General features: G+C 61.8%; 24 protein-coding genes and 3 pseudogenes. 12 read left to right on the top strand and 15 right to left on the bottom strand.

The window, feature by feature from the left end; translation table 11 throughout:
* Positions 1-51 precede the first annotated feature (51 nt).
* Positions 52-282, bottom strand: coding sequence for a hypothetical protein (locus tag LB516_RS20580; RefSeq protein WP_224720286.1), 231 nt, complete (start codon positions 280-282; stop codon positions 52-54).
* A gap of 11 nt (positions 283-293) precedes the next feature.
* Complete coding sequence (locus tag LB516_RS20575; protein WP_224720285.1) at positions 294-794, bottom strand: hypothetical protein; 501 nt, start codon at positions 792-794, stop codon at positions 294-296.
* A 1,177-nt stretch (positions 795-1,971) separates the two neighbouring features.
* Here LB516_RS20575 and LB516_RS20570 point away from each other — a divergent pair.
* Positions 1,972-2,822 (top strand): annotated as a pseudogene (locus LB516_RS20570) (RNA ligase family protein).
* A 129-nt stretch (positions 2,823-2,951) separates the two neighbouring features.
* Here LB516_RS20570 and LB516_RS20565 read toward each other — a convergent pair.
* On the bottom strand, positions 2,952-3,608 hold the full coding sequence (locus tag LB516_RS20565; protein ID WP_224720284.1) for an outer membrane protein: 657 nt from the start codon (positions 3,606-3,608) through the stop codon (positions 2,952-2,954).
* A 386-nt stretch (positions 3,609-3,994) separates the two neighbouring features.
* Here LB516_RS20565 and LB516_RS29045 point away from each other — a divergent pair, with 386 nt between their 5' ends.
* Positions 3,995-4,345 (top strand): SOS response-associated peptidase family protein, encoded by a 351-nt coding sequence (locus LB516_RS29045; RefSeq protein ID WP_224720283.1) that lies wholly within the window; start codon positions 3,995-3,997, stop codon positions 4,343-4,345.
* Between the two features lie 85 nt (positions 4,346-4,430).
* Here the strand turns inward: LB516_RS29045 and LB516_RS29040 are convergent.
* The 8 genes and pseudogenes from LB516_RS29040 to LB516_RS20520 form a co-directional block, all read right to left on the bottom strand.
* Positions 4,431-4,577, bottom strand: a pseudogene (locus LB516_RS29040) (phage integrase N-terminal SAM-like domain-containing protein); the annotation flags it as partial.
* Positions 4,578-5,441: 864 nt separating this feature from the next.
* Positions 5,442-6,233: a sugar isomerase domain-containing protein gene (locus LB516_RS20550; RefSeq protein WP_224720282.1), complete on the bottom strand. Its 792-nt coding sequence runs from the start codon at positions 6,231-6,233 to the stop codon at positions 5,442-5,444.
* A 36-nt stretch (positions 6,234-6,269) separates the two neighbouring features.
* Positions 6,270-7,040: a GntR family transcriptional regulator gene (locus LB516_RS20545; RefSeq protein WP_224720281.1), complete on the bottom strand. Its 771-nt coding sequence runs from the start codon at positions 7,038-7,040 to the stop codon at positions 6,270-6,272.
* Positions 7,037-7,912, bottom strand: a complete 876-nt coding sequence (locus tag LB516_RS20540) for an ROK family protein (RefSeq protein ID WP_224720280.1) — start codon at positions 7,910-7,912, stop codon at positions 7,037-7,039. Before LB516_RS20540 ends, LB516_RS20545 begins: the two co-directional genes overlap by 4 nt.
* Positions 7,909-8,649 carry a PIG-L deacetylase family protein gene (locus LB516_RS20535; protein WP_224720279.1) on the bottom strand — a complete coding sequence of 247 codons (741 nt, stop codon included), beginning with the start codon at positions 8,647-8,649 and terminating at the stop codon, positions 7,909-7,911. The genes LB516_RS20540 and LB516_RS20535 overlap by 4 nt, the downstream gene beginning before the upstream one ends.
* Positions 8,646-9,503 (bottom strand): carbohydrate ABC transporter permease, encoded by an 858-nt coding sequence (locus LB516_RS20530; protein WP_224720278.1) that lies wholly within the window; start codon positions 9,501-9,503, stop codon positions 8,646-8,648. Before LB516_RS20530 ends, LB516_RS20535 begins: the two co-directional genes overlap by 4 nt.
* Positions 9,500-10,432: a carbohydrate ABC transporter permease gene (locus tag LB516_RS20525; protein WP_224720277.1), complete on the bottom strand. Its 933-nt coding sequence runs from the start codon at positions 10,430-10,432 to the stop codon at positions 9,500-9,502. Before LB516_RS20525 ends, LB516_RS20530 begins: the two co-directional genes overlap by 4 nt.
* 50 nt (positions 10,433-10,482) lie before the next feature.
* Positions 10,483-11,754 (bottom strand): extracellular solute-binding protein, encoded by a 1,272-nt coding sequence (locus LB516_RS20520; RefSeq protein WP_224720276.1) that lies wholly within the window; start codon positions 11,752-11,754, stop codon positions 10,483-10,485.
* Positions 11,755-11,888: 134 nt separating this feature from the next.
* Between LB516_RS20520 and LB516_RS20515 the strand changes: the two genes are divergently transcribed.
* Genes LB516_RS20515 through LB516_RS20500 form a run of 4 tightly spaced genes read left to right on the top strand, consistent with a single transcriptional unit; the run spans position 11,889 to position 15,134 of the window.
* A complete protein-coding gene (locus LB516_RS20515; protein ID WP_224720275.1) occupies positions 11,889-12,032 on the top strand; it encodes a hypothetical protein in 144 nt (47 codons plus the stop codon).
* Between the two features lie 47 nt (positions 12,033-12,079).
* On the top strand, positions 12,080-13,372 hold the full coding sequence (locus tag LB516_RS20510; RefSeq protein WP_224720274.1) for an ABC transporter substrate-binding protein: 1,293 nt from the start codon (positions 12,080-12,082) through the stop codon (positions 13,370-13,372).
* Positions 13,372-14,262, top strand: a complete 891-nt coding sequence (locus LB516_RS20505) for a carbohydrate ABC transporter permease (RefSeq protein WP_224720273.1) — start codon at positions 13,372-13,374, stop codon at positions 14,260-14,262. Before LB516_RS20510 ends, LB516_RS20505 begins: the two co-directional genes overlap by 1 nt.
* Positions 14,259-15,134: a carbohydrate ABC transporter permease gene (locus tag LB516_RS20500; protein WP_224720272.1), complete on the top strand. Its 876-nt coding sequence runs from the start codon at positions 14,259-14,261 to the stop codon at positions 15,132-15,134. Before LB516_RS20505 ends, LB516_RS20500 begins: the two co-directional genes overlap by 4 nt.
* A gap of 368 nt (positions 15,135-15,502) precedes the next feature.
* Here the strand turns inward: LB516_RS20500 and LB516_RS20495 are convergent.
* Positions 15,503-16,426, bottom strand: a pseudogene (locus LB516_RS20495) (nucleotidyltransferase and HEPN domain-containing protein).
* Positions 16,427-16,750: 324 nt separating this feature from the next.
* Here LB516_RS20495 and LB516_RS20490 point away from each other — a divergent pair.
* From LB516_RS20490 to LB516_RS20470, 5 genes are all read left to right on the top strand, one after another.
* Complete coding sequence (locus LB516_RS20490) at positions 16,751-17,452, top strand: response regulator transcription factor (RefSeq protein WP_224720271.1); 702 nt, start codon at positions 16,751-16,753, stop codon at positions 17,450-17,452.
* 264 nt (positions 17,453-17,716) lie between these two features.
* Positions 17,717-18,574, top strand: a complete 858-nt coding sequence (locus LB516_RS20485; RefSeq protein WP_224720270.1) for a GHMP kinase — start codon at positions 17,717-17,719, stop codon at positions 18,572-18,574.
* 26 nt (positions 18,575-18,600) lie between these two features.
* Positions 18,601-19,671, top strand: coding sequence for a pyridoxal-phosphate dependent enzyme (locus LB516_RS20480; protein ID WP_140824519.1), 1,071 nt, complete (start codon positions 18,601-18,603; stop codon positions 19,669-19,671).
* Between the two features lie 207 nt (positions 19,672-19,878).
* On the top strand, positions 19,879-20,445 hold the full coding sequence (locus LB516_RS20475; RefSeq protein ID WP_140661251.1) for a GNAT family N-acetyltransferase: 567 nt from the start codon (positions 19,879-19,881) through the stop codon (positions 20,443-20,445).
* A gap of 77 nt (positions 20,446-20,522) precedes the next feature.
* Positions 20,523-21,860 carry an MmgE/PrpD family protein gene (locus LB516_RS20470; RefSeq protein ID WP_224720269.1) on the top strand — a complete coding sequence of 446 codons (1,338 nt, stop codon included), beginning with the start codon at positions 20,523-20,525 and terminating at the stop codon, positions 21,858-21,860.
* A gap of 12 nt (positions 21,861-21,872) precedes the next feature.
* Here the strand turns inward: LB516_RS20470 and LB516_RS20465 are convergent, their stop codons facing one another.
* The 3 genes from LB516_RS20465 to LB516_RS20455 form a co-directional block, all read right to left on the bottom strand.
* Positions 21,873-22,469, bottom strand: a complete 597-nt coding sequence (locus LB516_RS20465; protein WP_140619977.1) for a MucR family transcriptional regulator — start codon at positions 22,467-22,469, stop codon at positions 21,873-21,875.
* 429 nt (positions 22,470-22,898) lie between these two features.
* A complete protein-coding gene (locus LB516_RS20460; RefSeq protein ID WP_224720268.1) occupies positions 22,899-23,249 on the bottom strand; it encodes a hypothetical protein in 351 nt (116 codons plus the stop codon).
* A gap of 116 nt (positions 23,250-23,365) precedes the next feature.
* Complete coding sequence (locus tag LB516_RS20455; protein WP_140619981.1) at positions 23,366-23,668, bottom strand: hypothetical protein; 303 nt, start codon at positions 23,666-23,668, stop codon at positions 23,366-23,368.
* 892 nt (positions 23,669-24,560) lie between these two features.
* Between LB516_RS20455 and LB516_RS20450 the strand changes: the two genes are divergently transcribed.
* Positions 24,561-25,370, top strand: a complete 810-nt coding sequence (locus LB516_RS20450) for an SDR family NAD(P)-dependent oxidoreductase (protein WP_224720267.1) — start codon at positions 24,561-24,563, stop codon at positions 25,368-25,370.
* Positions 25,371-25,440: the final 70 nt, after the last annotated feature.

Below are 25,440 nucleotides of genomic sequence, written 5' to 3'. Positions count from 1 at the left end.
CGGAGTCTCCCCCGTCCCCGCCCTCTTGGCGATTTGGCCTAGATGCCGGTGCTAGCGGAATGCCGCGATATTGCTGCACAACACCAGCGATACGCTGTCCGTCACTCTCAATGTGGGTGTTGTTACTGTCAGGATTGAACGGGTCGACCGTCTGCATAAGCTGGTTCTGCTGGTTGGCATCTCCAGCCGCAGCGTCAGCGTATCGTAGTTGTTGAGATAGTCGGCGGCGCAGCCGCTGACCACCAGGGCTAGGCCAAGGCATGCCGGGATTTGCAGGCTCACCGGCGGCGTCCTCATACCGATGACGGGTTGATGCCCGCGGCCCTGAGCTTCGCGCCGAGATTTGCGCGGGTCGCACAGGCACCCTTGTCGCCTGTGACGCATTTGTTGTTGGCATCCTTCCAGTCCAGAAGTCCCGTGTTGATCCAGCTACCAGGGGCGCGGGCTATCCCGTAGGGTGTCGGAGGCGAAACACTAGCGACGGCTGCGGCTGCTGCAACTCCCTGACCATGAGGCGCGCGCTTCCACCCATTGATGATCAGACAGTTCTTCATGAATTGATCTTCGGCAGCCAAGTTGCCGAGAGCGTTGCCAATTCCGGCACCCGCCACAAAGCCCGGCGATCCGATAGCAATATAGCCTTGATCGGCCGAGCCCTTTTGAAGTTCGCATTGAGCGTGGGCAATGTCGAAACTTGGCCCGTAGCCGATCTGCATATAGTCAGCTTGATTACTCGTCTGGCAGCCGCATAGCACTGCAATGGCACCAAGTGCCACCATTGAATTTATTTTCATCCCCTCGCCCTCCCAAGGCTAAGTGGCAGCATCTATCAAAGTTGATTGTCGTGCAAGCGGCGACAACTACTGTCGTTAATTCAGGCAGAGTGGAGCTTCTAGGCCCTGCATTTAAAAATGCCCCGATATAAGGGCTATTCTCTGCGGGTGAGGGCGGCCCGGCTGCCGGGGGTGTGCTTGGCTTGGGGGGCCGGCAAACCGGACCAGGCCGGTGATCCTCGCGGCAGAAGGATCATGGCTCAGGGATCGAGCGAGATCATCGAAGGCGTGTTCCGTCCTCATGCCGGCCCGGCATCCAACAAGGAGAGTTGTTGGAGGACGCCGAGCCTAACCAGCAATACTAGTGGAGGGTGGGCCGCTAGGCTCGCCGGCTGCCGGACTATGAGCCTTTCCGGCCCCCAGCGAAGCATTCATACGAACGACGTCGCTCGCCGCCGATATGCTACAACTCCCCGCAATGAGACGGGGTCGCATGCGGATCATTCTATTTGCAATTGTGGTGCTGCTGTTCATGGGAGCGGCTTTTGGCTCGCGGCGGAGTTGGTGATCGCAGGCGGTTGACAAGACTCTCTGGCGCAAGGCAAGTTCCGGCCGAAGGTAAAGCGAGGAGCAAACTATGAAGAAGACATACGAAAAACCAGAACTGAAAAAGCGCGAGCGCCTGGGCAGCATCGCAGCCCAGGTGGTCATCGTGTCCGGCCTGAGCAAGACGTGAGCTGCGCGATGAAAACTTACGAGAAGCCTGTTCTGACCAAGCGCGAACGACTTTCGTTTGTAACGGCTGGCCCCGGTCCATCGGTACCGCCGCCGCCACCGCCGGCCTGATATTAACGGTATGTGGTTCAAGGCCCGCTGGCTCACGCTGGCGGGTCTTTCTTATTCCGCTTTGGAAATTCGATCACCTTCCCCTCGGCTCCGGCTCCAGCGGCTCTTGGCCAGGCCGCTCATGCCAGAGGACTTGCCGCAGATCGTGTTGGTCGACCCGCTGACCGCAGTGCGGGCAGTTGTAGAAGTGAAGATGCTCTTCAATGTGCTTCCCTCCATGCAGTTTGCCGGGAATCGGGGGGCCAAGGTCAGGTAGCTTCGTCATGCGGGTGGCAACATCCGGCCACGCCAAACGTTCCGGAACTATTTTAGCTAAAAGCTTATTGAATTGACGGTGGTCGTGAGTGAGTTGATGCGTCTGAAGTTCACTAAGCCGATGGAGCCCGAGCTGGTCGACACCCCGCCAGAGGGCGATGAGTGGATCCACGAGATCAAGTTCGATGGGTACAGGACCCAGGTCATCAAGGATGACGACGGGATTCGGCTGATGACCAAGAATGGCTACGAATGGACCGGCCGCTATATCCAGCTTGCCGGCGAAGCCGCGGCGATCGAAGCGAAAGACTTCATCATCGACGGTGAGGCGATCACCATCAACGAAGCCGGCCTGTCTGACTCCATGCACTGCAATCAGCCGTCACGAGCCGCAAGCCGTCGCGAGACCTCTATCTGGTGGCGTTCGATCTCCTGCACCTCAACGGCCACGATTTGCGCGACATGCCGGTGGAAGACCGCCGCGACATCCTCCAAGGATTGATCCCGACCGGTGGTCGCATCCAGTTCAGCGAAGCAATGCCTGGGACCGGCGATGCAACCTTGTCGACTAAGCTGGTCTTGAGGGCATGGTGTCGAAACGCAATGACAGCAAGTACCGCTCCGGCCCGTCAACGAACTGGCTGAAGGCAAAATGCTACACGGTCGAGGAATATGAGCTGCTAGGCGTCGAGCGTGAGCCCGGCAAGCCGGCATTCGCCCTCATGGCTGATCGGAAGACCGGGCAATATGTCGGATCGGCCTTCAGCCGGGCGGCTATGGAAGCGCGTTCAGGAGCATGCCGGGCCAGCGCCGAATGGCATGAAGCGGCCGGCAACGCAGTGGGTCAAGCCCGGCATCATCGGACGTGTGAAGCACTTGCGCGGCGAGGAGGATTTGCGGCACGCTTCGTTGCAGGATTTTCGAGAGGAAGACGATGGCGGTCGCTAAGGAGTATCGCGCCTGCGCACAGGGGAGCAAGCATCGCATGTGCCATATCGCACGAACACTCGCGCAAGGGATCACAAAAAGAAAAGCCCCGGCGGTGTGCCGGGGCCATCTATCTTGCTTGCCGACGTACTAGAACTTGTAGTTCAGACCGACGCGAACGGTGTGGAAGGGGACTTTGACGTCAACACCAAAACCGCCGCCTCCGGGCGTGAACGTCTCTTTACCCAGGTCCGTGTAAAGATACTCAGACTTGAACGACCAATTGTTGGTGATGGCGTATTCAGCGCCCGCGCCAACGGTCCAGCCGACCCTGGTCTTGGACAAGTCGAGCCCAGGGGCAGAAATCTTTTCGTGACCGTAGGCCAAGCCGCCAGTGCCATAGACCATGAAACGATCGACGGGCGTGTAGCCAAGGCGAGCACGCACCGTGCCGAACCAGTCGACCTTTGCTTCGAGACCGGGGCCGCCGAGCGACAGGTCTGCCTTAATGTCGGAACCCTGGAAGTCGGCTTCGACGCCGTAGACGAATTGGCCAACCTGCCAGTTGTAACCGGCCTGAACGCCGCCCAGGAAGCCGCTCGCACTGATGTCGATCGAGCCAGGGCCGCCGCCGGAAGGAGCAAGATTAAACGTGCCGAAACCGCCGCCTGCGTTCACTCCGATGTAAGCGCCAGTCCAGTCAAAAGAGGCAGCAACCGGTACGGGTTCTGAAACTATGGCGTCGGCAGCATAAGCGCCGCCGGACAGGCCGATCAGCATGGTGGTGGCAAGCAGGACTGATTTCATAGCAGGAACTCTTCAATGAATTGCGACTGCTTGTTTGTAGCTTTCCGCTGAATGTCAGGCTATCGGAAAACTGGTGGCTCCAGGCAAATAGCCACGCGCGTTGCAGTTGTGCCACACTGACAGGTTGCTTGATCGGGCGTTGCCATCAGCCTCGAGTCAGGAGCGGTCGCGAAAGAGTAGAGATTTCGGCACGCAAGGGCAGGAGCGCGTAGCTGCCATGCCGACGCAACAAGGTCGGGATCCAGCTGCTTGAGATAGACGAAAGCCTCTTTGCCGTCATGGCGGATGCTGTCAGCAATCAGGAGGGCGGCGCGATCGAATAGCGGTCCCGAAGTAGACTCTTGCTTTTCGGGTCCCTATCTCTGGTGCATGTGCGGACGAGTTTCGTGAAAACCACAATCCCCGACATGGTTCGTCGGTTCGAATTCGCCCATCCTGGTGAAGTCGAACGGCTTGGCAACAGCTTTCCTCTCTGGAACGGCGCGCCAAGCCTGACCTATCCGATCATCATCCGAGAAGAGCTGTCGACCAGCATGGCCGGCTTTGTTTCGGCGCGCTGGGGCTTGGTCCCCGGTTGGGCTCGGGAAGGTGGCGGCCGCCCGCCACCTGTCAACGCCCGCTGCGAGACGATCGCCAGTAATGGCTTGTTCCGCAAGGCTTACAACGCGCGCCGCTGCCTGGGTGCCCGTCGACGGCTATTTCGAATGGCAGAAGCTCGACGCGTCGATACCGCATGACCACCAGCGCACGCGCCAGATCCCGCCGCTTCAGCGTCACCAGGAACAGGAACCGCAACGCCGAGACCGCGCCGTTGATCGTCGCAGGACCGGCGCCACTCTCATGCTGATGAAGCTGGAAGTGGCGGATGTCCTCAGACGACGCCGCGTCGGGCGAGCGGCCGAGGAACGCGGCGAAGCGCCGGACGTGACGAACGTAATCCTGCTGGGTATGCGAGCCCAGGCCCCGCATGAGCATGTCGTGCTGCATGCGCTGGCGAAGCGGGCTAATAGGTGCATCGGTCGATGGGGTAGCCATGGCGAGTTCCTGTCGTTCGAAGGGAACTCCATGGTCAGATCGACGCCTCTACCCGCTCAAGGTCTATGACATGCACGCCATCTCAGAAGGAGGCGGCCCTCCCGCGCAGCGGGTTCGTGCGATGAGGCGCGAAGCAGACGTTCAAGACGTCAGTAGGAGGTCACTTCGGTCAACTGCGCCATGCGCTTGACGAACTCGGACGGCCTTAATGGCGACCGGCGGCAGTCAAGCTGCGCCGAGCCGGGCCCGCGAGTATTTCCTTGGCTTGGATTCCGCCTCTGGCACCATCACCTTCCTAGACTAAGGTGCTGCTAAGCTGAAAACTAGCAATTTAAGTGCTTAGGCTGCCCGAGTTGGGCGCGTTGGGCGTAAGCTGTTGCGGAATCATCCGTTTCAATCGGCGGCGGCTTGATCTTGATCTGACGCCTGCCATCAAGCAACTCCTCAATGGCACCTATTTGCAAGCGCGGGAGGCTGCCGTGGGCAGAACGTGTCACATAGCCAGCTGCCGCCGCTTCGGCCAACATTGGTTCATGGCAAATGCCGAGGCCTCGCAAGCCACGGCATAGTCGACCCGCATCCGACGATTTTCGCTCCCCCAATTTCAGCAATCAATACCGGATTTCCGGTATTGATCTTTATTCCTGTCCGACCGCTGCTGCACCCGACACGGCACCACATGTAGACCCCGATGCCAGTCGCTCCATACCGGCGCCATCCCGAACGCGCGAGCCAGGCCATGCTGGCGCATTGAGAACCGTCGAGCGCAATCTGCTCGGACGGTAGCCATCCCAAACATCACTCGCCGCGCATCGTCGCCTGGAAGGTTGGCAGGTGCTTCTTCTGCGCTTCCAGCATGCGCTCCCGGTAGACGCCGTAAATGACGTCGGTGTCGTGCAGCGTCACGCCAGCGATGGTCGGCGAGGCGAAGACCGGGAGTTCGATGCCGCGCTTGGCGAGCTGCTCGGCCGTGCGGGCGATCAGCTCATGCGCCAGGATCATGGCAAGCACCGTCGACGAGCCCGACACCGGACGGCTCCAGCCCTCGACCGGCACGATCGCATCCTCGATCGGGGAGCAGGTGTCGATGACGAGGTCAGCCACATCGGCCAGCCGCTTGCCCGACGAATGCGTCGCCGGCTTGTCGAGATTGTTTTTGCTGGTCACCGCGACGACGAAGATGCCGCGCTTCCTCGCGTAGAGCGCGGTATCGATGCCCGACGAGTTACGGCCGCTGTGGCCGAAGATGATGATCGAGTCACCCTTGTTCAGCGGCTGGTGGTCGAGGAATTTCTCGGCGTATTTCTCGGTCCGCTCCAGCCACAACAGCTCGCGCACGCCGCCGGCGCCGAGCACATTGTGCCACATTACCCTTGGGTCGGTCAGCGGGTTGAAGCCGACATAGCTGCCGTAGCGCGGAAACACTTCTTGCACCGGCAGCACCGAATGGCCAGAACCATAGAGATGCACCAGCCCGCCGCCTTGGAGCGAATCGGCGAAGCGGCTGGCGGCCTCGCCGAAGGCCTCCTCATTGGCTTTTGCCGCCTCGTCGATGAGCGCGGTGAGACGATGAATGTAGAGATCGGACACGTGGGTACTCCTGTTTAAGTGTCGGCTTGTGATGGATCAGCTTCTTGAGGTTGACGGGACACGCCCGGCGCGCAGCGTCGAGCGGATTTCGTAGCGGTCGCCCCGCATGATCGAGACAGTGAATTCGAACGAGCCGCGCTCATCCGTGGTGATGCGCTCGACGACGAAAGCGGGACTGCCTGCGGGCAGGTCAAGCAACTCGGCATCGCCCGCGCCTACCGCGCCTACGCGATAGATTTCGCGTGCTGCCACCGGCACGATGCCGTAATGGCGCTCCAGCGCCTCATAGAGCGATCCCTGCAGCAGGCCGGCATCGAGGAAGCCCGGCACGCGCGCGGCCGTCAGCTGCGCTGTCTGGATGCCGATCGGTTCGCTGTTGCCGAGTCTAAGCCTGCGAATGCGCACCACGGGGTCACCCTCCTCGATCTCCAATGCGCCGGCAGCGGCGGCATTGGCCGTCGTCAGGCTGCAGTCGAGCAGGCGCGAGCCGGCGACCACGCCCACATTGCGCATTTCCTGGGTGAAGCTGGTCAACGCTCGCGTGCCGGCAACGAGCGTGGTGGATCGAACGAAGGTGCCACGGCCGTGTTCGCGTCGCAGCAGCCCACCTTCCTCCAGATTGCGCAGAGCGTGACGCAGTGTGATACGGCTGACGCCAAACAGCGCGCAGAGCCTGTCCTCGGCCGGGATCTGGTCGCCCGTCGCCCATTCGCCGCTCGTGACAATGGCGCGGATCGCTTCCTCGACCTGGTACCAGAGCGGCTCCGGCTTTCTGCGATCCGGTTGCTGAAAGCTCGCTTCGCTCATCGCACCTGCCTCCACCTTTCCCCCAAACCGCCGGCGAGCGCCGCGCCGACAAGGCCTGCATCCGAGCCGAACTGGCCAGGCTCGATCGCGATGCCGCGCAGATGCGATGGCAACTGGCGACGCAGGGACGCGAGCAGCGGCGGCCGCATCACGTTGAGCGCTTCCGCCAGTCCGCCCGATATCAGCACCGCCTGCGGATCAAGCAGCGCCACGGCACCGGCAAGCGCGGTGCCGAGCTGGCGCGCCGGCACTTCAAGCAGGGTCCGCGCCGCCAGTTCGCCTGCCTGGGCAGCGGCAATCAGCTGGCGCCCGTTGGCCAGCCCGATCTGGCCGGCAAGCGCGTCGAGCGCGCGGCCGGAGGCGACGCGCTCCAGCCAGCCACTGCGCTCGCCGCCATGGTCTTTGATGTCAGCGCAGGCCCAACCGAACGAGCAGGCGCCGGCATGCGCGCCGGCAACGATACGGCCATTGGCAAGCACCGCCGAACCGATGCCGGTACCAATAGCCAGCAGGATCGCGTCCGACATGGCCTTGGCGCTGCCTTCGACGGCTTCCGCCAGCAGCGCGATCTGCGCATCATTGCCAAGCCCAATGCGCAGCTTCGGGAACAAGCTCTGGAGGTCGACGCCGTCGAGAAAGGGCAGGTTCGGAATCCAGCGGCAAACCGAACCCTCGGCGAGGCCCGGCACGGCAATGCCGAGCGCCTCGACCGATCCGGTGTCGGCGCACAACGCGTGGATGCGAGCAACGAAGGCATCCAGACTTGGCGGCGCCGGCTCACGGCTAAGCACCCTCAATGCGCTGATGTCGCCGGTATGGATGGCGGCCCGCAGATTGGTGCCGCCGAGGTCGATGGCCAGCACGCGCCTCATCGGCCGCGCCCTCCGCTGGCCGGCGGCGCGAACAGGCCGATGCCGGCATTCCACGAATGCGATGCCGCCGCGAACGCCTGCGCATGGCGTGTCCCACGCAGACAACCGCGCAGCCGATAGAGCGCGCTGTAATAGTCGACATAGGGAAAGCTGCTCAGGCCGCGTGCCAGCTCGTACTCCTTGACCGCCTCGCTCCAGGCCTCGAAGCCGTCGCTGACATCGACCAGATGCTCGGGCCGGAAGCCGTCATCGTCCTCCCAGTTCTCGCCGAACAAGAGCAATTGCGGCGTATGCGCCGCATGATCACTCGCGACAGTCGGCAGCGCTGCGAAAAAGATGCCGGTCTGCGTCAGATGCGCGGCGGCGCGATGATCCTTGTGCCAGCTGCCGTGCCAATGGGTGATGACGATCTCAGGTTTCAGCTCGCGAATGACGTTGCACACCTCAAGCGCTGTTTGGTCGTCTGAAGGCAGGAAGGCGTCGCGCAGGCCAAGGCTGCGCACCTTGACCCCAAGGCGTGCCGCCGCCCTGCCCGCCTCCTCTTCCTTCTGAGCGCAATAGTGCTCGGGGATGAGGCAAGGATGACCCTGTTCGCCCATGGTCAGATGCAGGAAGGTCACCGAAGCACCGCGCTTGACGGCGGCCCCCGCCAGCGGACCGGCGATCACCTCGGCATCGAAGGCGTGCGCGCCGACGACCAGCATGGAGCTAGCGGCGTAGATCCTTTCCTCGATCATTTCATGCCTCCCCCGGCGCCGACGCCTTCGCGAATCTGGCGGGCGAGCAGACAATACATGATCAAAATCGGGGCCATGGAGATCGCCAGCGAGGCGAAGACCAGGCCCCAATCGGTGCGGAACTGGCCGACGAATACGCTTATCGCCAGCGGCACGGTTTTGTAGCGGTCGTCGAAGATGAAGATTAGCGGGAAGAAGAAGTCGTTCCACACGGCAATCGCGGTGAAGATGGCGACGATCGAAACGGCGGGCTTTACCATAGGCAGGATGACCTGGAACAGGATGCGGACTTCGCCGGCGCCATCCATGCGGGCCGCCTCGTCGAGTTCGGAGGGCAGTACGCGCATGAAATTGGCGAAGATGAAGACGGCGAAGGGAATGCGGATCGCCGAATAGACGAGGATCAGCCCGGTCAGCGAATCGAGCAGACCGAGATTGCGCATCAGCGTGAATAGCTCGACTGAGGCGAGCCGGATCGGCAGCATGATGCCCGACAGGAACAGGCCGAGCATGATGGCGTTCCAGCCAAGCTTGTAGCGGCTGAGCGGATAGGCGGCCATCGCCGAGATCACGATAGTGAGGATGACCGCGCCGCCGGTGACGATCAGGCTGTTGACGAAATTCTGGCCGAGATTGGCGCGCGTCCAGGCGTTGACGAAATTGTCGAAGGCCCAGCTCTTCGGCAGTCCGAGGCGATTGTCGTAGATCTCGGCCGTGGTCTTGAAGCAGGAGACGACGAGGATGTAGAGCGGCAGCAACACGGCCGCCGTCCACACGACCAGCACCGTCCAGCCCGGCAACCGCGCAACGTGCCGCGAGAGGACTGGCCGACGTGAAATGGCCAGCGCGCTCATAGCTGCACCGTGCGGCCGTCAAAGAAGCGCAGCATCATCAGCGTGCCGGTGCTGAGGATCAGGAACAGCATGGTGCCCAGCGCCAGTGCCAAGCCAATATCGGTGATGCCGACGGCGCCTTCCGCGCCGAAGGCCAGCCGGTAGAAATAGGTCACCAGCGTGTCGGTCGAATAGCTCGGATTGCCCTGCACGCCCTGCATCACATAGACGATGTCGAACTGGTTAAAGGTGTTGATGAACGACAAGGTCGTCAGCGTGCCGAGCGCTGGCATCAGCAGCGGCAGCGCGATCGAGAACAGCATGCGCGTATTGCCAGCGCCGTCGAGCTTCGCCGCCTCGAAGATCTGGCTAGAAATCTGCCTGAGACCGGCCGCGTAGATGAGCACCGGCAGGCCCATCCAGTTCCAGGTATCGACGGCGATCAGCATCCCGAGCGCCGTGTGGCTGTTGCCGAGTACCGTGAGGCTGCCCTGGTGCAGACCAAGCCCATTCACCGCCCATTCGACGACGCCGCCCGGCGCGAGGAGCAGACGCCACAGTGCGCCGACGATGACCGGGCTCAGCACCGCCGGGAAGAAGAAGACCGACTGGAAGAAGGCGGCGCCCTTGTCGCGCAGGAACAGCAGCCAGGCGAACAAGAGCCCGATGCCGTTCTGGAAGACCATGATGCCGAAGAACCAGGCGGTGTTGTGCCACAGCGCCCCGTAGACCCGCGCGCCGCTTGGAAAAACGAACAGCCGCGAAAAATTGGCCAGGCCGGCGAACTCGACCACGCGCAGCCCCTTCCAGAGGAAGAAGCTGCCCCACAGCGACATTGCCAGGGGGTAGAGGACGAACAGCGCATAGACCGCCAGAGCCGGCAGGATGAAAAGCACGGCCATGCGCTCTTGCGTGCGGCGAAGGCTGCTTTTGCGGCGGAGGGTGGTCATACGTTGTTCTGTCCGGTAGGGGCCGGCCGCTGTGCGACCGGCCCGGCTCCTTACTGCTTCGGCTTGAACCACGTGGCAACGGCGGCCTGCATGTCGGCCGCCAGCTTCTGCGGCGTGATGTTGCCTTCGACCATGTCGATGATCTCGGACTGCAAGACGGAAGAGGCCGTCGGCGACTGCCAGCGGAAACCGACCAGCGTCAGGTAGGGCGTTGAGTTCTTCGACATCGCCATCATCTCGGCCAACACTGGGTCCTTCACGGTCACATCCGTGCGGGCCGGCGGCCAGCCGAGTTCGTCGGCGAACATCTGCGCGAATTCGGCCGAGGCCATGAAGTCCAGGACCTTGATAGCAGCTTCCTTGTTGGCGCTTTCGGAGACAAGGCCATAGGAGCCGTCGGAGAAGGCCGAGGTGTAGAGTTTTGCCCCGGCATCGTCGGCAGGGAACGGGAAGATTGAGAATTTCAGCTTGGGATTCTGCGCCTTGAAGCTGCCGTTCTCGAAGGAACCACCGAGGAACATCGCCGCCTTGCCGCCGATGAACAGCTGCGTGGCAGTGGTGTAGTCGATGCCGGCGAAACCATCGGGAAAATAGGGCTTCAGCTCAGCGAAGCGCTTCAACGCCGCGACATAGCGCGGGTCCTCGAAGGTGGCCTTGCCGGTCATTATCTCGTCGTAGAAGCCCGGGCCGTAGACGGTCGGGCCGACCACACCGACGCCGATCTCCAGCTCCCAGGCCGAGCCGTTGGCGCCGCCGGTGGCGATCGGGGTGATGCCGGCCGCCTTTAGCTTCTCGCAGGCGGCGGCGAAATCCTTGTAGGTCTTGGGGATTTCGATCCCTTGGGCGGCAAAGATGTCTTGGTTGTAGAAGACGCCCATCATCGGCACCGAATAGGGTACGCCGTAGAGCTTGCCGTCGGTACGGCCACGGGCGCCGCCAAGGGCCGCGTCCGGCATGTTCTTCAATTCGGGCACGCTGTCGTCAAGGACGTCGAGATAGCCGGCATCGACGAAGGGCTGCAATTCGCCATAGGCCTTGAGCTGGGCGATGTCAGGCCCGCGGCCGCCGCGCAGCGCCGTGCTCAGCCGGTTCTGGTAGTCGGCATCAGGCGTGAACTGGATGTTGACCTTGATGCCGGGGTTCTTGGCCTCGAAGGCATCGAAGATGCGGCGCATCGCGGCCTCGTCCTCGGTGCGCCAGCTCCACAGCGTCACCGTGCTGTCCGCCTTTGCCGGGAAGGTCGTGAAGATGCCGGCGCAGGCGGCGGCAAGGCCGCCGATCAGTCCAAGCGCGGCGCGTCGGTGAATTGAAAGCATGCCCATTGCCAGTCTCCCATTGTTCTCGTTCCTTGGCGTCTCGCGGGGTTTCGATGCCACGAGAGAGTCATTGGCTCGGGAAAGTCATTATAATGACATAGCGGCATTCGCAAGAGGTCTGGTGCACCCTGGAAACGAGGATGGCGCAGCTGATTCATCCGCGATACCGATTTAATCCGTTGTTTACAGAGGAAAATATCGTGATGAAAGGCAGCCCAAATAAAAATGCGGCGATCCGGCTTGCCGCTTTTTTTCACCAGCAAGCCCTTGCGCCGTCACCTTAACTTGTCATAACGTCATCGCGATCGGTAGGCCCTGAGGGAGGATTAGGATGTCGTTTGCCTGGACTTTGAAACTGGCACTTGTCGCGAGCCTGACCATGCTGTCCGCGACTGCCTGGGCGCAGTCGGTCAACATCTCCTACCTGACGCATTGGTCGCCAGAGACGGTGACCTTGCTGGAGGCAGCCACGAAGGATTATGCGAAGGCAAATCCTGACGTCAGCGTCACCGTGCGCGCCGTTCCGTTCGGCGATTTGTTGACCACGCTGCGCTCGCAGGGCGGCGGCGCGGATGGTCCAACGATCGGCGGCATTTACGATCTGTGGCTGCCCGAACTCGCGCGCGACAAGCTCGTCGCGCCCGCTCCCAATGCGGTGGCCAGCGAGGTTAAGGCCTCATGGCCGGCGGGCATTGCCAGTGCGGCATCGGTCGGCGGCAAGCTCTATGGCATCCCCAACGAGATCGACGTCTACGCGCTGAATTACAACAAGGCGCTGTTCAAGCAGGCCGGCATCACGGCAGCACCCAAGACATGGGACGAGCTCAAGGATGCGGCGAAGAAGCTGACCAACAAGGATGCCGGCCAGCAAGGGTTCGGCATGATCAATTCCTGGGCGGCCGGCGTCGTCCATCCCTTCGCCTCGCTGTTGGTCTCTAATGGCGGCGAACTGGTCAAGGATGGGAAACCGGTGCTGGACAGCCCGCAAGCCGCCGAGACCTTTCAGCTCTACGAGGACTTGATCAAGTCCGGCGTCAGCGTGCCGGCGATGGCCACGGCCGACGCCAACACCACCGGCCCCTTCCTCGATAATTTCGTCTCCGGCAAGACGGGCATGATCATCATGGCCAATTGGTGGGAGAGCGCGCTGAAGACCGGCATGGGCGACAAGTTCGCTGACATCGCCACGGCGCCGATCCCCGTGGGCCCGAGCGGCGACAAGCCGCATTCGATCTCCTATTCCTGGATGACCGTTGTCAACGCTAATGCAGATGCTGTCGAGCAGAAGGCGGCGTGGGACTTTCTCGCCTGGTTGAACAATCCGAAGTCTGGCAAGAACGGCGCCTCGGCGATGTCCGGCATCTTGATGTCCATGGGCATTCTGCCATCGCGCACCTCGGACATCGAGGCGCACAAGGACAAGCTCGGCTCGGAGTTCCTCTCCGGTTACGTCAACGTGCTCGCCGACGCAAAACCCTTCCCGGTAGTGCCGGGCGGCCAGGAATTCTCAGAATCCCTGCAGCAGACACTCGAGGCGTTGCAGTATGGCCAGGTCTCGGCCAAGGATGCGCAGACTACGGCGCAGGCCGACGCCACCTCGATCCTGGAGCGCGCCGCCAAATAATGATTCAGAGGTACCGTGCCTCGGCGGGCATCATGCTGGCGCCCGCCGTGACGCTGATCGGCATCTTCATCCTGTTGCCGATGCTGCTCACCGCTTGGCTGTCGTGCCAGGACTGGTCGACGCAGACGCCGTTTTCCAGCGCCAGCTTCATCGGCCTCGACAATTTCCGTGAGATCTTCGGGTCGACCTCGGTCGGACGCGATTTCAAGGGCGCGCTGGTCAACACCTCGATCTACACGGTTCTCTCCGTCGTGCTTATCCTACCGCTGTCGGCGGCCTTCGGCCTGATGGTCTACCAGCATGACGTGCCCGGCGGCACGGCGCTGCGGACGGTGCTGTTTTCCACCTACATGGTCCCGATGATCGCGGTGGCACTGGTCTGGTCGAAGCTCTATTCGCCGAGCGAAGGGCCGCTCAACCAGATGCTCGGCCTAATCGGCATCGGCCCGCAGCCGTGGCTTTCGTCGCCACGCTCGGCGCTGGTCTCGATCGTCTTCCTCAACGTCTGGCAACAGGTCGGCTATTTCACCGTGCTGGCGATTGCCGGGCTGACGCAGATTCCCGGCAGCCTTTACGAAGCGGCAAAGCTCGACGGCGCCAACCGGTACGAACAGTTTCGCTTCATCACACTGCCCCTGATGCGACGCACACTTCTGTTCAGCGCAGTCATCGCCATCATCAATGCGGTGCAAGTGTTCGAGCCTGTGGCGCTGATCACGCAAGGAGGGCCGGTGGGCTCGACCAATGTTTTGACCTACCACATCCGCCGCGTCGGGATCGAGCGCGCGCAGGGCGGGCTGGGCTCGGCCATGGCCGTCATGCTGATGCTGTCGCTGATTGTCGTGGTCTGCGCGCTGTTTGCTCTTGCCAACCGGAAGGACATCGAATGAGCCGGATTGGGCTTTCGGGATCGTCGAGCCGATTGTCGCGAAAGCGCCCGGCCGGCGGCAACGCACTGCTGGCGACGCTGATGCTGCTGGTCGCCGTGGCGTCGGCCTTCCCGCTGGTGTGGATGGTGTTGTCGAGCCTAAAGACGTCGGCCGAGAGCATGCAGGTGCCGCCGGTGTGGATACCCCATACGCCGAGCCTGGACGCTTATGAGAAGGTCTCTGGCGTGGTCAATGTCGGCCGGTCGATGTGGAACTCTCTGGTTATCGCCTCGATCACCACCGTCGGCATCCTCGTCACCAGCATGATGGCCGGCTATGCCTTCGCCAAATACCACTTCCCTGCCCGCTCGCTTTTGTTTTCGGTGCTGATCGCCACCATGTTCCTGCCGCCTGTCGTGACGTTGATCCCGCTCTACCGCCTAGTCGGCTCGATGGGCCTCAATGCCAGCCTGGCCGGCATCATCGTGCCCAACCTCGCCAATGCGTTCGGCATCTTCCTGATGCGCCAGTTCATATCGGGCGTGCCCGACGAGTTGATCGACGCCGCACGGATGGACGGCGCCTCGGAACTGCTGATCCTCTACAAGATCGTCGCGCCCAGTGTCGCACCGGCGATCGCGGCGCTCGCTTTGTTCGCCTTCGTCTATCACTGGAACAGTTATCTGTGGCCACTGACCGTGCTGCAGGGCAATGCCGACGCCTACCCGATCGTCATCAGCCTCAGCCGACTACTCAGCTACAACAGAGGCGCGGTGAACACTGGGCTGGTGATGGCCGGCGCGACCCTCGCCGTGCTGCCGCCGCTCATTCTGTTCGTCCTGCTGCAGCGCTTCTTCGTCGATTCCATCGTCGGCTCGGCGATCAAGGGGTAGGTGCGCTCAACAGGCCGCCGAAAGGCCGTGTCATTTGGCAATGCTGGTGCTTCATTCATTCTCGAATGCCGGCTTTCCCTTTGCGGCCCTTAGGAGGGCCTGCTCACCCTGGTGGCTTTTGAGCTTGTCAGCCATCCGGAGCAATGCGCCGATGGCCCAGCCGGGCTGGCAAGTCATCGACGCCCTTCGGCGGGAGACAAGTTGATCGTAACTTGGTCGGACCGGCTCGGCCGCGACACCGGGCCTTTCTGAACTGAATGGTAGCAACGAGGGGCGTTCGCCACCGTCTTAGATCCGCATTGCGCCATCAAATCAATCGGGCTCACGCGAGCATGCTGCAGGGCTCCCGTTCGTGGTCTCAAAGGCCTTTAAACGCCTGCTGCGTCCTTCATTCGCGCTAGATACTCAACGCAGATTTCCTCCGTGCGCCTGTGCAGCTCCGCTGTGCGCTCACCTAACCAGACGAGCGCCTCGTCGCTGATGACGTAATGTTTCGAGTAGCGAGCTTTCACATACGCTTCGTTCAGCGTGTTGAACCAAGCGCGATGTCGCTGTTGATCCCGAGGCCAAGCTTCAGACAGCCGTCGATCTTGGTCTTCAGCCAAAGCGCGCAGAAATGTAAGTTTGTGGGACGGCGGACTATAGTTTGTGAGTACAGCAGCAGCGTTGCATAGGTATGTTCAATGGCTTGATGAAGTGTGAATGCGGCCGCTTTTCTCCATGCGCCGTCTGTGCGCGACCTATCAAGCTGAAAAGCGAAAGTCTCGAGCCACTGCTTGGCGTCTGGAGCCCTGTCTCGGAAATTTTCTTCTGTGGTCAGGTACGCTGCCTTCGGCGTAAGCGGTTTCGGTTGTGCCAGAGGCTCTTCGTCGAGTTCATAGAGGACGATGCCCTGGCGGTGGATGTCCGTGAAAAAATACTGCCCCTGACGCAACGCCGTGTTCACGAAGCGGCGGCTGTGGACGATGAAGCTGGTCGGCGTCTTGATGGCGCGGTCGCGCTCCAGCCGGTCCTTGGCCTTGTACCAGTTAGGCGAAGTCGGACAGCTTGTTGTTGTTGACGATCAGCAACAGATCGAAGTCGCTGCGATACCCCTTCATCGTCAGCGGCTCATCGACCCAGTCGCCGCGGGCATAGGAGCCGAACAGGATGATCTTCAGGATGCGGCCGCTCTTCTTCCATTCGGAGCTGCTCTCCGCCAGCGCGTCTTCGAACTCGGCATGCAGGATCTCGACCACGCGGGCGAGTTCCTCCTGCTTGTGCTCCGGCAAGTGGTCGATGCTGGTTTTCATCCTGGTCTGTTCATGGTTTGGTGAATGCTGGCGCGCGGCGACGCGCTGGTTATAGCAGGCTTCGTCATATCGAAAAGACTATGGCGCGCGCATCGGACCACCAGAATCTAGCATGAGCAAATGCCATTCGCCAAGTTATGTGGTACGATTGAATTAGAGTTTGAAGCTGGTTCGCAAGCTTCTGACCTCAAAGCGGCGAATACGGCATGAGCTTTGATCTGGAGTTATTGCCATCGCTGACCCAATCTGCCATTCTTACCCCCGGCGCATCGGAATCGATCTGCGAAGCTGCTCTGAGTGGCGGGCGAAAGACTGGGCGGCCTCATGAAGCCATTGATCGCCATCTGCTCGCAGGATGCCGACTTCTATCTTCTGCTGAGCCACATTCTTGAGGTCGACGGTTTTACTCCCATGCTGGCCGCCTCCATCGAGGACGTGTTGGCGCTCGTCTGCGCCAAACCCATCGAGGCGGTGTTGCTGGACTGCAGGGCAGACAACCAGTTGGCGGCACAAAGCGGCCGGCTCAAGCAGGATACCGCGGTGGGCGCCATCCCCTGTGTGGCCCTGGTCCATGCGGGCGCGGAAGCGCAGCTCATCCAGCTCTTGCAGTCAGGGATCGACGAGTGTTTTGTCAGGCCTTTCGCGCCAGCCAAGCTGCTCCAGGACCTGCGCTCCAGGCTCGCCATCGCCCTGACACCAGAGCCAGCGACGCAGGATGGCCGACCACTTGCTTACGCCGATGTCGAAATGCGGCTCGATACCCATCGCGTTTCTTGCGCCGGCAAGGAGATCGCGCTCGGGCCGATCGAGTTCAAGTTGCTGCGTCACATGCTGGAGAACCCGGAGAGAGTGCTCAGTCGTGCCGAATTGATTGGCGCTGCCTGGGCGCGCAACCGCGGCGTCGGCGCGCGCACGGTCGATGTCCACATCTCCCAGCTGCGAAAGCAGCTTAGCCGATGTTCTGGGGACGCCGCCATCCGAACCGTCAGGCTTGCCGGATACGCGCTGGCACGCAGTCCGTCCTGATCATCCCCGCAGCTTCCACTTCCCGGCTGATGCGCCGCCTGTAACCCCGATATTTTGGAGTGGTCGCCGTGTTCCTTTATTGATTGGGTTTAATGCCTAACATTCTAGAACAAACAAGATGTAACGTATATAGCACAAAAGATTAGTTTGTTTGTTGTTGCGCGCCGGTGTCTGAAATGAAAGTCTCGGTAAGAATTTACATCAGTATAATCTAATACGTTGTTCTTAGGAGGTCGTCTCATGCTGGACGGAGCTGGATTTGGCGTGGCCGTCGGCCACCACGGCGAATTGGTTCAGGGTCTGTTCGAGGACGACGGCGCTCGGCTGCGGCGCGCGCTGGTCTCGCTCCCCTGCCGTCAGCTGCAATCCAGGGCCAGGTTCAGCCCAGGCGACGGCGATCTCGTGGCTGTGACGCCGGTATCGTGCGACAAAGCCAGGCGCGCCGCGGAATTGACCATCGCAAGGTTCGGCCAAAGGGGGACCGGCGGGAATCTCGTCATAGACAGCAACGTCCCGGTCGGCCGCGGCATGGGATCGTCCACGGCCGACGTGCTGGCGAGTATCCAGGCCGTGCTGGGGTGGCTGGAGATCGAGGCGGCGTCGGACGAGGTGATGCGCATCGCGGTCAGCGCCGAGACGGCCTGTGACTCCACCCTCTTCAAACAACAGGCGGTGCTGTTCGCCCATCGTGACGGGATCGTCTTGGAAGCTTTCCGCAGACCGCTGCCTCCGGTCGATCTGATCAGCGTCGACACCACGCCGGATGTGACCGTCGACACACTCGAATACCAGCCGGCGCGCTACGATGCCTCGGAAATCGAGACCTTCCGGCCGCTGCGCAGCCTGCTGCGCACGGCCATCAAGCATGCGGATGTCCGCATGCTTGGCCGAGTTGCGACGGCAAGCGCGCGCATCAACGAGCGCTTCCTGCCAAAGCCCGGTCTGGACGAGATCGAAACCATTGGCTGCCGTTTCGATGCCGTAGGTGTCCAGGTCGCCCATAGTGGCACGGTCGTCGGACTGATGTTCGATGCGCTCGATCCAAAGGCCTCGGCAAACATCGATGGCGCGGCGGACGCTTTGAGAGGGTCTGGTTTCGACCCGGCAGTCTACCGTCACTGACCACTCTGGGCCAGGGGAGAAGCATGATGTCTGTCCACACGTTGATGCGCAGGCTGGAAGAATTCGAGGGTCCTCGCCTCGTTCCGCTCAGCGCCACTCTGTTCAGCGCCTCTTTCTTCCTAATGAAGCTTCTACCGGCTCGCTTCATGCTCGAACGCGCCGTCGAACAGGGACGGTTGAGACCGGGAGGGATAATCTGCGAATCCTCGTCCGGTACCTTTGGCCTTGCCCTCGCCATGCTGGCGGTTCAGCACGGCTACAGGTTGATCCTGGTCAGCGACTGGGCGCTCGATCGCCATCTTCATCGGCGCCTCATCGAACTTGGCGCCGAGGTGGCGATCGTCGACACCCCGGCGCCTGCGGGCGGGCTGCAGCAAGCGCGCCTCGATCGTCTGCACGAGTATCTGCGCGATATTCCCGGCAGCTACTGGCCCTCGCAGTACGACAATCGAGACAACGCGCGCTCCTACGGCAAGGTCGCCGAAAAGTTGATCGACAGGGTCGGCAAGGTGGACTGCCTGGTCGGTCCGGTCGGATCGGGGGGCTCGATGAGCGGCACATCGCATTACCTGCGCACGCTGTTTCCCGATCTGCATGCGATAGGCGTCGATACGCCGGGCAGCGTGCTGTTTGGCCAGCCGAGCGGCAGGCTCAACCTGAGCGGTCTGGGCGGCAACATCCTTCCGGCCAATGTCGATCACAGCCAGTTCGACGAGGTCCACTGGCTGACGCCAGTGGAGGTCTTCCAAGCCACCCATCAGCTTCATCGCCAGCACGGGCTTTTCATGGGCCCGACCAGTGGCGCCGCTTACAGGGTTGCCGAATGGTGGTCTCACAACAATCCCGACAAGAAGGTGGTCGTGCTCTTTCCAGACGAGGGCCACCGCTATGTCGAGACTGTCTACGACCAGCAATGGCTTGCAACGATTGCTGGCTGGCCGAGTCCACTGCCTGCCTGCCCGATCACTGTGGGCGCGCCGAGCGAGCCGATGTCAGCATGGTCCCGCTTCTCCTGGAGGCGCAGGACGCTGCAACAAGTCCTGGAGCGGGCCGGTGATGGGCTTAACCCGGGCGGCGGACAAAGCAATGGGTTCTGAGGCTTTCGTGCGCCGGTGATGCAATGGCCGGGGTGTGGTCGGCGCCCCACATGCCATGCCGGTCCGCCACCTCTTCCGGGTCTCGCCGGCCTGTATACCGCCGCAAGCTGCGCAATCCTGTGATGCAACGGCGCCGTACTAGCCCCCATCGATATCCAGCGACAATGATCGCCGGCTGACCGGGCCATGTGAAGCGAGGACGAACCCATGAGATCGCCATCGACATCGGGCGCGACGGCAATTGGGAATGCGCGAGCCTCGTCGATCGTGTCGCGCCTGGACCGGATCAGCCTGCAGCGCGTGGCGCTCTGCGATCGGGCTGCCATCAAGACGCTGCTGCTCGATCCTGAGCAGGAGCAGTTCGCCGGCGACGTGGATGTGGTCTTTGACGGACTGCAAAACAGCCGCTATCCGCAGTTTGAGCACCCCCTGGCCATTGTCGCCGCCGACAAGACGGTCGGCTTCTTCATTCTTCGCGAGAGACTTGCATTGCCCCTCTGGGCGCCAAAGGACGCGGTCACATTGCACAGTTTCCGCGTTTGTCGCACCTTGCAAGGTAGGGGATACGGCCGCGCCGGAATGGATCTGGCGATCTCGTGGGTCCGGCGGAAACGCCCCCGCGTCAAGCAGCTGATGCTTGCCGTCAACATCCGCAATGCCGCGGCGAAATCGGCTTATCTCAAAGCGGGTTTCAGCGACACTGGTCAAATCCTCCACGGCCCAATCGGCGATCAAAACATTCTGACGGTGAGGATTCCACCCGGCTACGGCTGAGCGGCGCCTCGAGTCCCGGCTTTTCATCTCGACACTCCAGGTATACCAGGTATATGCTTATCGAAAGGGAGGAAGCAATGCGGTTCGCTACGCAGCGGTTCGCCGATTTTGTCTGTGATGCCGGGCGCCGGGACCAGCCTGATATGGTCATCGAGAAGACCCAACGCGCCATTCTCGATACGATCGCGGCTCTCCTCGGCGGTGTGCCGACCGACAATGCGCGGCTGTCGCGCATTGCCGCCAGAGCCTGTTTTGGAGCAGGTGCGGCACATGCCTGGTTCGCCGAGGCCGGCCTGCATCCGCTCGGCGCCCTGTTTGCCAATTGCGCGGCCGCGAGTTCGCTCGACGTCGATGACGGCCATTGCCTTGCGGCGGGTCACCCGGGTGCTGCCATCGTCCCGGCCGTGCTGATGGAAGCGGCAAGGCTGGGCAGCGATGGCCGTGATGTGCTCACCGCGACCGCGCTAGGCTATGATGTTGCTTTGCGCATCGCCGCCGCCCGCCGCTTCACCGATACGATGAGCTTTGCCAGCGGCCAGTGGGCTGGCTTCGGCGTCGCGGCCGCCATCGGATGGCTGCGCGGCATGCAAGTCGACCAGCTCGCCCATGCACTCGCGATAGCCGGCGCCGAAGCGCCGCAAAACCTGCCGCAAGGCGATTGCCAGGCAAGCTCCGTCAAGGGCAGCAGCCCGTGGTCGACGGTCTCGGCGATCTTCGCCGCCGACCGGGCCGGGGCCGGCATGACCGGCTCGATCGATTTGCTGGACCGGGCCCACGCCTATGATGTCGGCGCCCTCACCGCCGACCTTGGCAGCCGCTGGCTAATCGCCGAGACCTACCTCAAACCTTACGCCGCCTGCCGCTATACGCACCCGGTCATCGATGCCGTGCTCGCGCTCGTTGCGGATCGTGATCCAGGGATGCCGATCGACCGCCTCGTCGTGGATATCTTTCCAGAAGCGCGGAAACTGCCCAACGAAATCGCACCGAAGTCGCTCGAAGGCGGACAGTTTTCGGTGCCTTTCGCCGCGGCATTGGCCGCACTGCGCGGCGCGGCCGCCTTCCGCCCCTTGCGTCCGTGCTCGCTCATAGATCCGGAGGTGGTGGCGCTCGCGGCGAAAGTCGAAATCCGCTACCCCCACGACCTGGCCGGGATTTTTCCGCGGCGCACGCCAGCGCGAGTGACCATGGTTGCTGGAGCGCGCGAGCGCGTCATTGACGTGCCCCTACCGCTGGGCGACGCCAACAACCCGATGGATGACTTGGCCTTAGACGAAAAGCTGCACGACCTCGGCCGCGACATCCTTTCGCGTGCCGAGCTCGATCAACTCATCCGGTCCGTGGGTTTGCTCAAGCACGGAGAGATCGCTCCGTTGCTCATTTGCCTGGCGCCTCAACCAGGCGCCGAACAGTGAACGCCCTGCCGCTTATGCATTCGCTTTCCGCTTCGCCCGCGCCGGTTTGGGCGGCGGGGCGGCTTTGCGGCCGAGCCCGATCGATTTCGCCAAGGCGGACCGTTGGGCGGCATAGCTTGGCGCGACCATCGGATAGTCCTTGGCCAAGCCCCATTTGGCCCTGTATTCATCGGGCGTCATGCCAAGCAGACCCAAATGACGCTTCATCGACCTGAATTTTCGGCCGTCCTCCAAACTGACGATGTAGTCGGGAAAGACCGACTTCTTTGGGTTTACAGCAGCGGCCGGCGCTGGTTTGGCGGCGATCTCCGGCTGCTCCAGCTTCAATAGCGCGGCATGCACGCTGGCAATCAGATCAGGCAAGCCTGAGGTCGGCACCGGATTGTTCTGGACATAGGCGGCCACGATCTCGGCCGTCAGACCTATCGGGTCGAAGCTCTCGGTATTGGTCAATTGTAACTCCTGTATTGTCCCCTCGACTTCCCTATTGCGGAATTCGAAGATGCGCAACGACCGGACTTCTGATGGGTTTGGATCAGCAATGAAATGCGCTGCACGCGGATTCGAGACTTCCGCCTGGCAATCAGACGAACAAACCTGCCGGCGCATATCGCCCGATTCCAGGTGCCAAAGGCACCGCGCCGGGGTCGACTTGTGATCTGGGCGTTGACTAAGCGGCGTGCCGGCGGCATGCCCGCTCGATGCATAGCCCCGCGAGGCAGCGGAGACCCAGCCTAGCTAAGCCCGGCTTAGCTCGCAGGCGCCTGCGAAGTTGGGAGCAGCTTTGATTTCAGCGAGCCGCTGTCTCAGGTAGGTACTCAAGTCCACCTCGCCGCGCTAAACATACCAAAGCCCGCCACTGAGGGGACAGTGGCGGGCTTGTTTGAAAGCTGTTCGACCAACTCTCCGCCGCTCCTGTCCGGGGGGTGTCGAGGGGCGCCACCGAATGGACTTGGGCCGATACAATCGGTTCCCGCCCAAGCAAAAAAGCCCGCCGGCGTGATCCAGCGGGCGGGTGGTGAAAGGCAGATGCTCCGGTTAGTCGATCGCGCCTGAGACGGTGATCGGCGAAGAAGTCGCGGCCGTAGCATCGGACCAACGTTCACGCTTGGTCGGGATGGGTCTCTGGTAGGTTTTCATCGTCGCGCAGCTCACGCGCCGCCCTTGGTTGGGCCGGATACGATGACCAACTGGGCTGCGATGCTGCCCAAGCGCTCGCGCTTCTCCAGTTCTGGCCATTTGTATGTCTTCTTCCATAGCGGTGCTCATCGCGCCTGCGGCGTTGCTGGTAGCAACGACGTTGAAGCCGGCGTTGGTCAGCGCGAAATCGAGGTCAAGCAATATGACAGGCTCGTCTTCGACCACTAGGACTTTGCCGTCATGCATCATGGACCATCCATTATACGTTGGCCGCCCTAACGATGAGAGGATGGCTTAGCTCCGGCCCTGTTTGGGAGATCCCACCAGCGGCAAGTGCGGGCAGGATGATGCACAACGGGCCGGCGTCATGTCGGCTTGTCCAGCGGCGCCCTTCTGGTTGGCGGCTTGTAAGCGCTCACCAGCCTGACGACAGCGGCGTCGACTGTGACTGGAGCGCCCAGGTTCACCGTCACGCTGTTTTCGTCGATGTGGATGACGTTGCCAATCAACTCGATATGCTGCCCCTTCTGTACCTTCGTTGTGTGGTCGATCACCGAGTGGGGTTGGCCATAGGAGGGGATGGAAACGCTCACCCGGTCCTCAGTGACCCGCTTGCGCACGGTGGCGGTGATTACGACCTCGTCGCCGATTTTGATGCCCTTTGCCATAACTATGACTCTGGAGCGGCCAACCATTTCGTCAAGCTACTGCTAATGTATTGCGTTTCGCAGCACCAGGGGTCTAGGCTGATCTATGCGCGACAACAAACGCGTCGGCCGCCGGGGCGGCATGAGCTTTCTCTACCCCCACCAGGTGAGTATCCGCTCTGTCTCGGTTTACCGGAAGCTACAAGTGCGCTCCTGGCCTCGCCCCGGAACGTTGTGGCCGAGAGCCATCTGCACCTCGGCCAGGAAGTTGCCCAGCTCCTCGTCCCGCGCCTTGGCGTGCACCGCAGCACCACCGCGGCGGCCTTCTGAATGGCCCACAGTGGGAAGACTGAGCAGATGTGCACCCAGGGGTTGAGCGCTACCTAGCTCGCGGTCGACCGGGAACCGGAGCTCTGAATGCTGGAGCGGCTGCTTTAGCCGTCCGGCCGGCTCCTTTCAGCGTCCAGCAGTTCCTCTTCGGTTATCAGACCGTTGATAAAACAGCTTGAGCAGGTGTGACGCGATGCGCTAGGCCTGCTGCGAGTCAAGGGGCGTGCGGTTCTCGTGAATACAATACGGCACACGTGAGAGAGCATATCGATCTCGCAAGGCCCCAGCACTGACCAGGGTACAATATAACCTTCCTCCTCGAAAGCTACGAAACCCGGACAGTGCGACGGCCGTGTGAATGCCACACTTGATTTGGCTTCATCAAGGGCGGTGTCAGGCGCGGTCCGTGTGTACTCGGGACGTGTGGCTGTCGGCATGGCCGCGCTAGAAAGCCCTATCCTGTCTTCAAGGAGCAGCATCGCTCTGAGCTCAGGACGAGATTGGCCAGTACAAAACCGACCGCAAGCGGTAGTGTTGGACAATCAGGGTCAATTCATCGGCACGGGACATTAGGAGGACGGACGTGACCAATTCCACAGGGAGTTCTTCGGGCGTCGCTGTCATTACCGGCGCATCCTCAGGAATCGGCAAAGCTTTTGCCGAGCGCCTGGCCAGCGACGGCTACGACATCGTGCTCGTCGCCCGCCGACGGGACCGGCTCGAGTCGGTAGCCCGCGAGATCAAGGCCGCTGGCGCCTCCGCGGAAATCATCGTCGCCGATCTGGCGCAGTCGCATGGCCTCGACATGGTGGAGCAGCGAATCCAGGCCGGGGACGTGTCGCTACTCGTCAACAATGCCGGGTTCCAGACTTACATGCCCTTCGTCGACCTCTCGATCGACCGCGCCCAGGAAGAGGTTGCGGTGCAGGTAACTGCGGTCATGCGTCTGTCGCATGCGGCACTTCCTGCGATGATTGCGCGCGGCGAAGGCGCCATCATCAATGTCTCTTCCCTGCTCTGCTTCAGTGGAAGCTTGAAATCCCCGTTCATGCCGAAGCGCTCGGTTTATGCCGCCACCAAAGCCTTCATCACGATGTTCAGCGAGCTTCTCGCGGCTGAACTGCAGGGCAAAGGTATTCTCGTCCAGGCGCTTTGTCCCGCCGTCGTCAGGACAGAATTCCATGATATCGACGGCAAGCCGGTCCTCAGGCCCAATGTGCCGGTGATGGAGCCGGGTGACGTCGTCAACGCATCCTTGGCTGGCCTGCGGCAGGGTGACACGATCTGTATCCCGGCACTGGAGCAAGTGGGTAAGCTCTCCGCTGTCGGGGACGCAAATCGCGCCCTGTTCGATGCCGGTCGCGGGGCTGAACTAGCGCCTCGATATCGCTAATGCCAGGCGACAGGTTGGCTGACGTGTCAGCCCCTTCCTTGGGCTCATGGTCGGTTCCCAGGTCCGAGCG

This window comes from Mesorhizobium sp. CO1-1-7, assembly GCF_020164885.1.
GTDB classification, from domain to species: Bacteria; Pseudomonadota; Alphaproteobacteria; order Rhizobiales; family Rhizobiaceae; genus Mesorhizobium; species Mesorhizobium australicum.
This window is presented reverse-complemented; position numbering and strand designations above follow the sequence as displayed.

What these genes read in the sequence shown, in the direction of transcription:
- LB516_RS20575 (WP_224720285.1), bottom strand. Translation starts at nt 794, where the DNA reads ATGAAAATAAATTCAATGGTGGCACTTGGTGCCATTGCAGTGCTATGC.
- LB516_RS20565 (WP_224720284.1), bottom strand. Translation starts at nt 3,608, where the DNA reads ATGAAATCAGTCCTGCTTGCCACCACCATGCTGATCGGCCTGTCCGGC.
- LB516_RS20545 (WP_224720281.1), bottom strand. Translation starts at nt 7,040, where the DNA reads ATGAGCGAAGCGAGCTTTCAGCAACCGGATCGCAGAAAGCCGGAGCCG.
- LB516_RS20540 (WP_224720280.1), bottom strand. Translation starts at nt 7,912, where the DNA reads ATGAGGCGCGTGCTGGCCATCGACCTCGGCGGCACCAATCTGCGGGCC.
- LB516_RS20535 (WP_224720279.1), bottom strand. Translation starts at nt 8,649, where the DNA reads ATGATCGAGGAAAGGATCTACGCCGCTAGCTCCATGCTGGTCGTCGGC.
- LB516_RS20530 (WP_224720278.1), bottom strand. Translation starts at nt 9,503, where the DNA reads ATGAGCGCGCTGGCCATTTCACGTCGGCCAGTCCTCTCGCGGCACGTT.
- LB516_RS20525 (WP_224720277.1), bottom strand. Translation starts at nt 10,432, where the DNA reads ATGACCACCCTCCGCCGCAAAAGCAGCCTTCGCCGCACGCAAGAGCGC.
- LB516_RS20520 (WP_224720276.1), bottom strand. Translation starts at nt 11,754, where the DNA reads ATGGGCATGCTTTCAATTCACCGACGCGCCGCGCTTGGACTGATCGGC.
- LB516_RS20515 (WP_224720275.1), top strand. Translation starts at nt 11,889, where the DNA reads ATGGCGCAGCTGATTCATCCGCGATACCGATTTAATCCGTTGTTTACA.
- LB516_RS20510 (WP_224720274.1), top strand. Translation starts at nt 12,080, where the DNA reads ATGTCGTTTGCCTGGACTTTGAAACTGGCACTTGTCGCGAGCCTGACC.
- LB516_RS20505 (WP_224720273.1), top strand. Translation starts at nt 13,372, where the DNA reads ATGATTCAGAGGTACCGTGCCTCGGCGGGCATCATGCTGGCGCCCGCC.
- LB516_RS20500 (WP_224720272.1), top strand. Translation starts at nt 14,259, where the DNA reads ATGAGCCGGATTGGGCTTTCGGGATCGTCGAGCCGATTGTCGCGAAAG.
- LB516_RS20490 (WP_224720271.1), top strand. Translation starts at nt 16,751, where the DNA reads ATGAAGCCATTGATCGCCATCTGCTCGCAGGATGCCGACTTCTATCTT.
- LB516_RS20480 (WP_140824519.1), top strand. Translation starts at nt 18,601, where the DNA reads ATGTCTGTCCACACGTTGATGCGCAGGCTGGAAGAATTCGAGGGTCCT.
- LB516_RS20475 (WP_140661251.1), top strand. Translation starts at nt 19,879, where the DNA reads ATGAGATCGCCATCGACATCGGGCGCGACGGCAATTGGGAATGCGCGA.
- LB516_RS20470 (WP_224720269.1), top strand. Translation starts at nt 20,523, where the DNA reads ATGCGGTTCGCTACGCAGCGGTTCGCCGATTTTGTCTGTGATGCCGGG.
- LB516_RS20465 (WP_140619977.1), bottom strand. Translation starts at nt 22,469, where the DNA reads ATGCGCCGGCAGGTTTGTTCGTCTGATTGCCAGGCGGAAGTCTCGAAT.
- LB516_RS20460 (WP_224720268.1), bottom strand. Translation starts at nt 23,249, where the DNA reads ATGATGCATGACGGCAAAGTCCTAGTGGTCGAAGACGAGCCTGTCATA.
- LB516_RS20455 (WP_140619981.1), bottom strand. Translation starts at nt 23,668, where the DNA reads ATGGCAAAGGGCATCAAAATCGGCGACGAGGTCGTAATCACCGCCACC.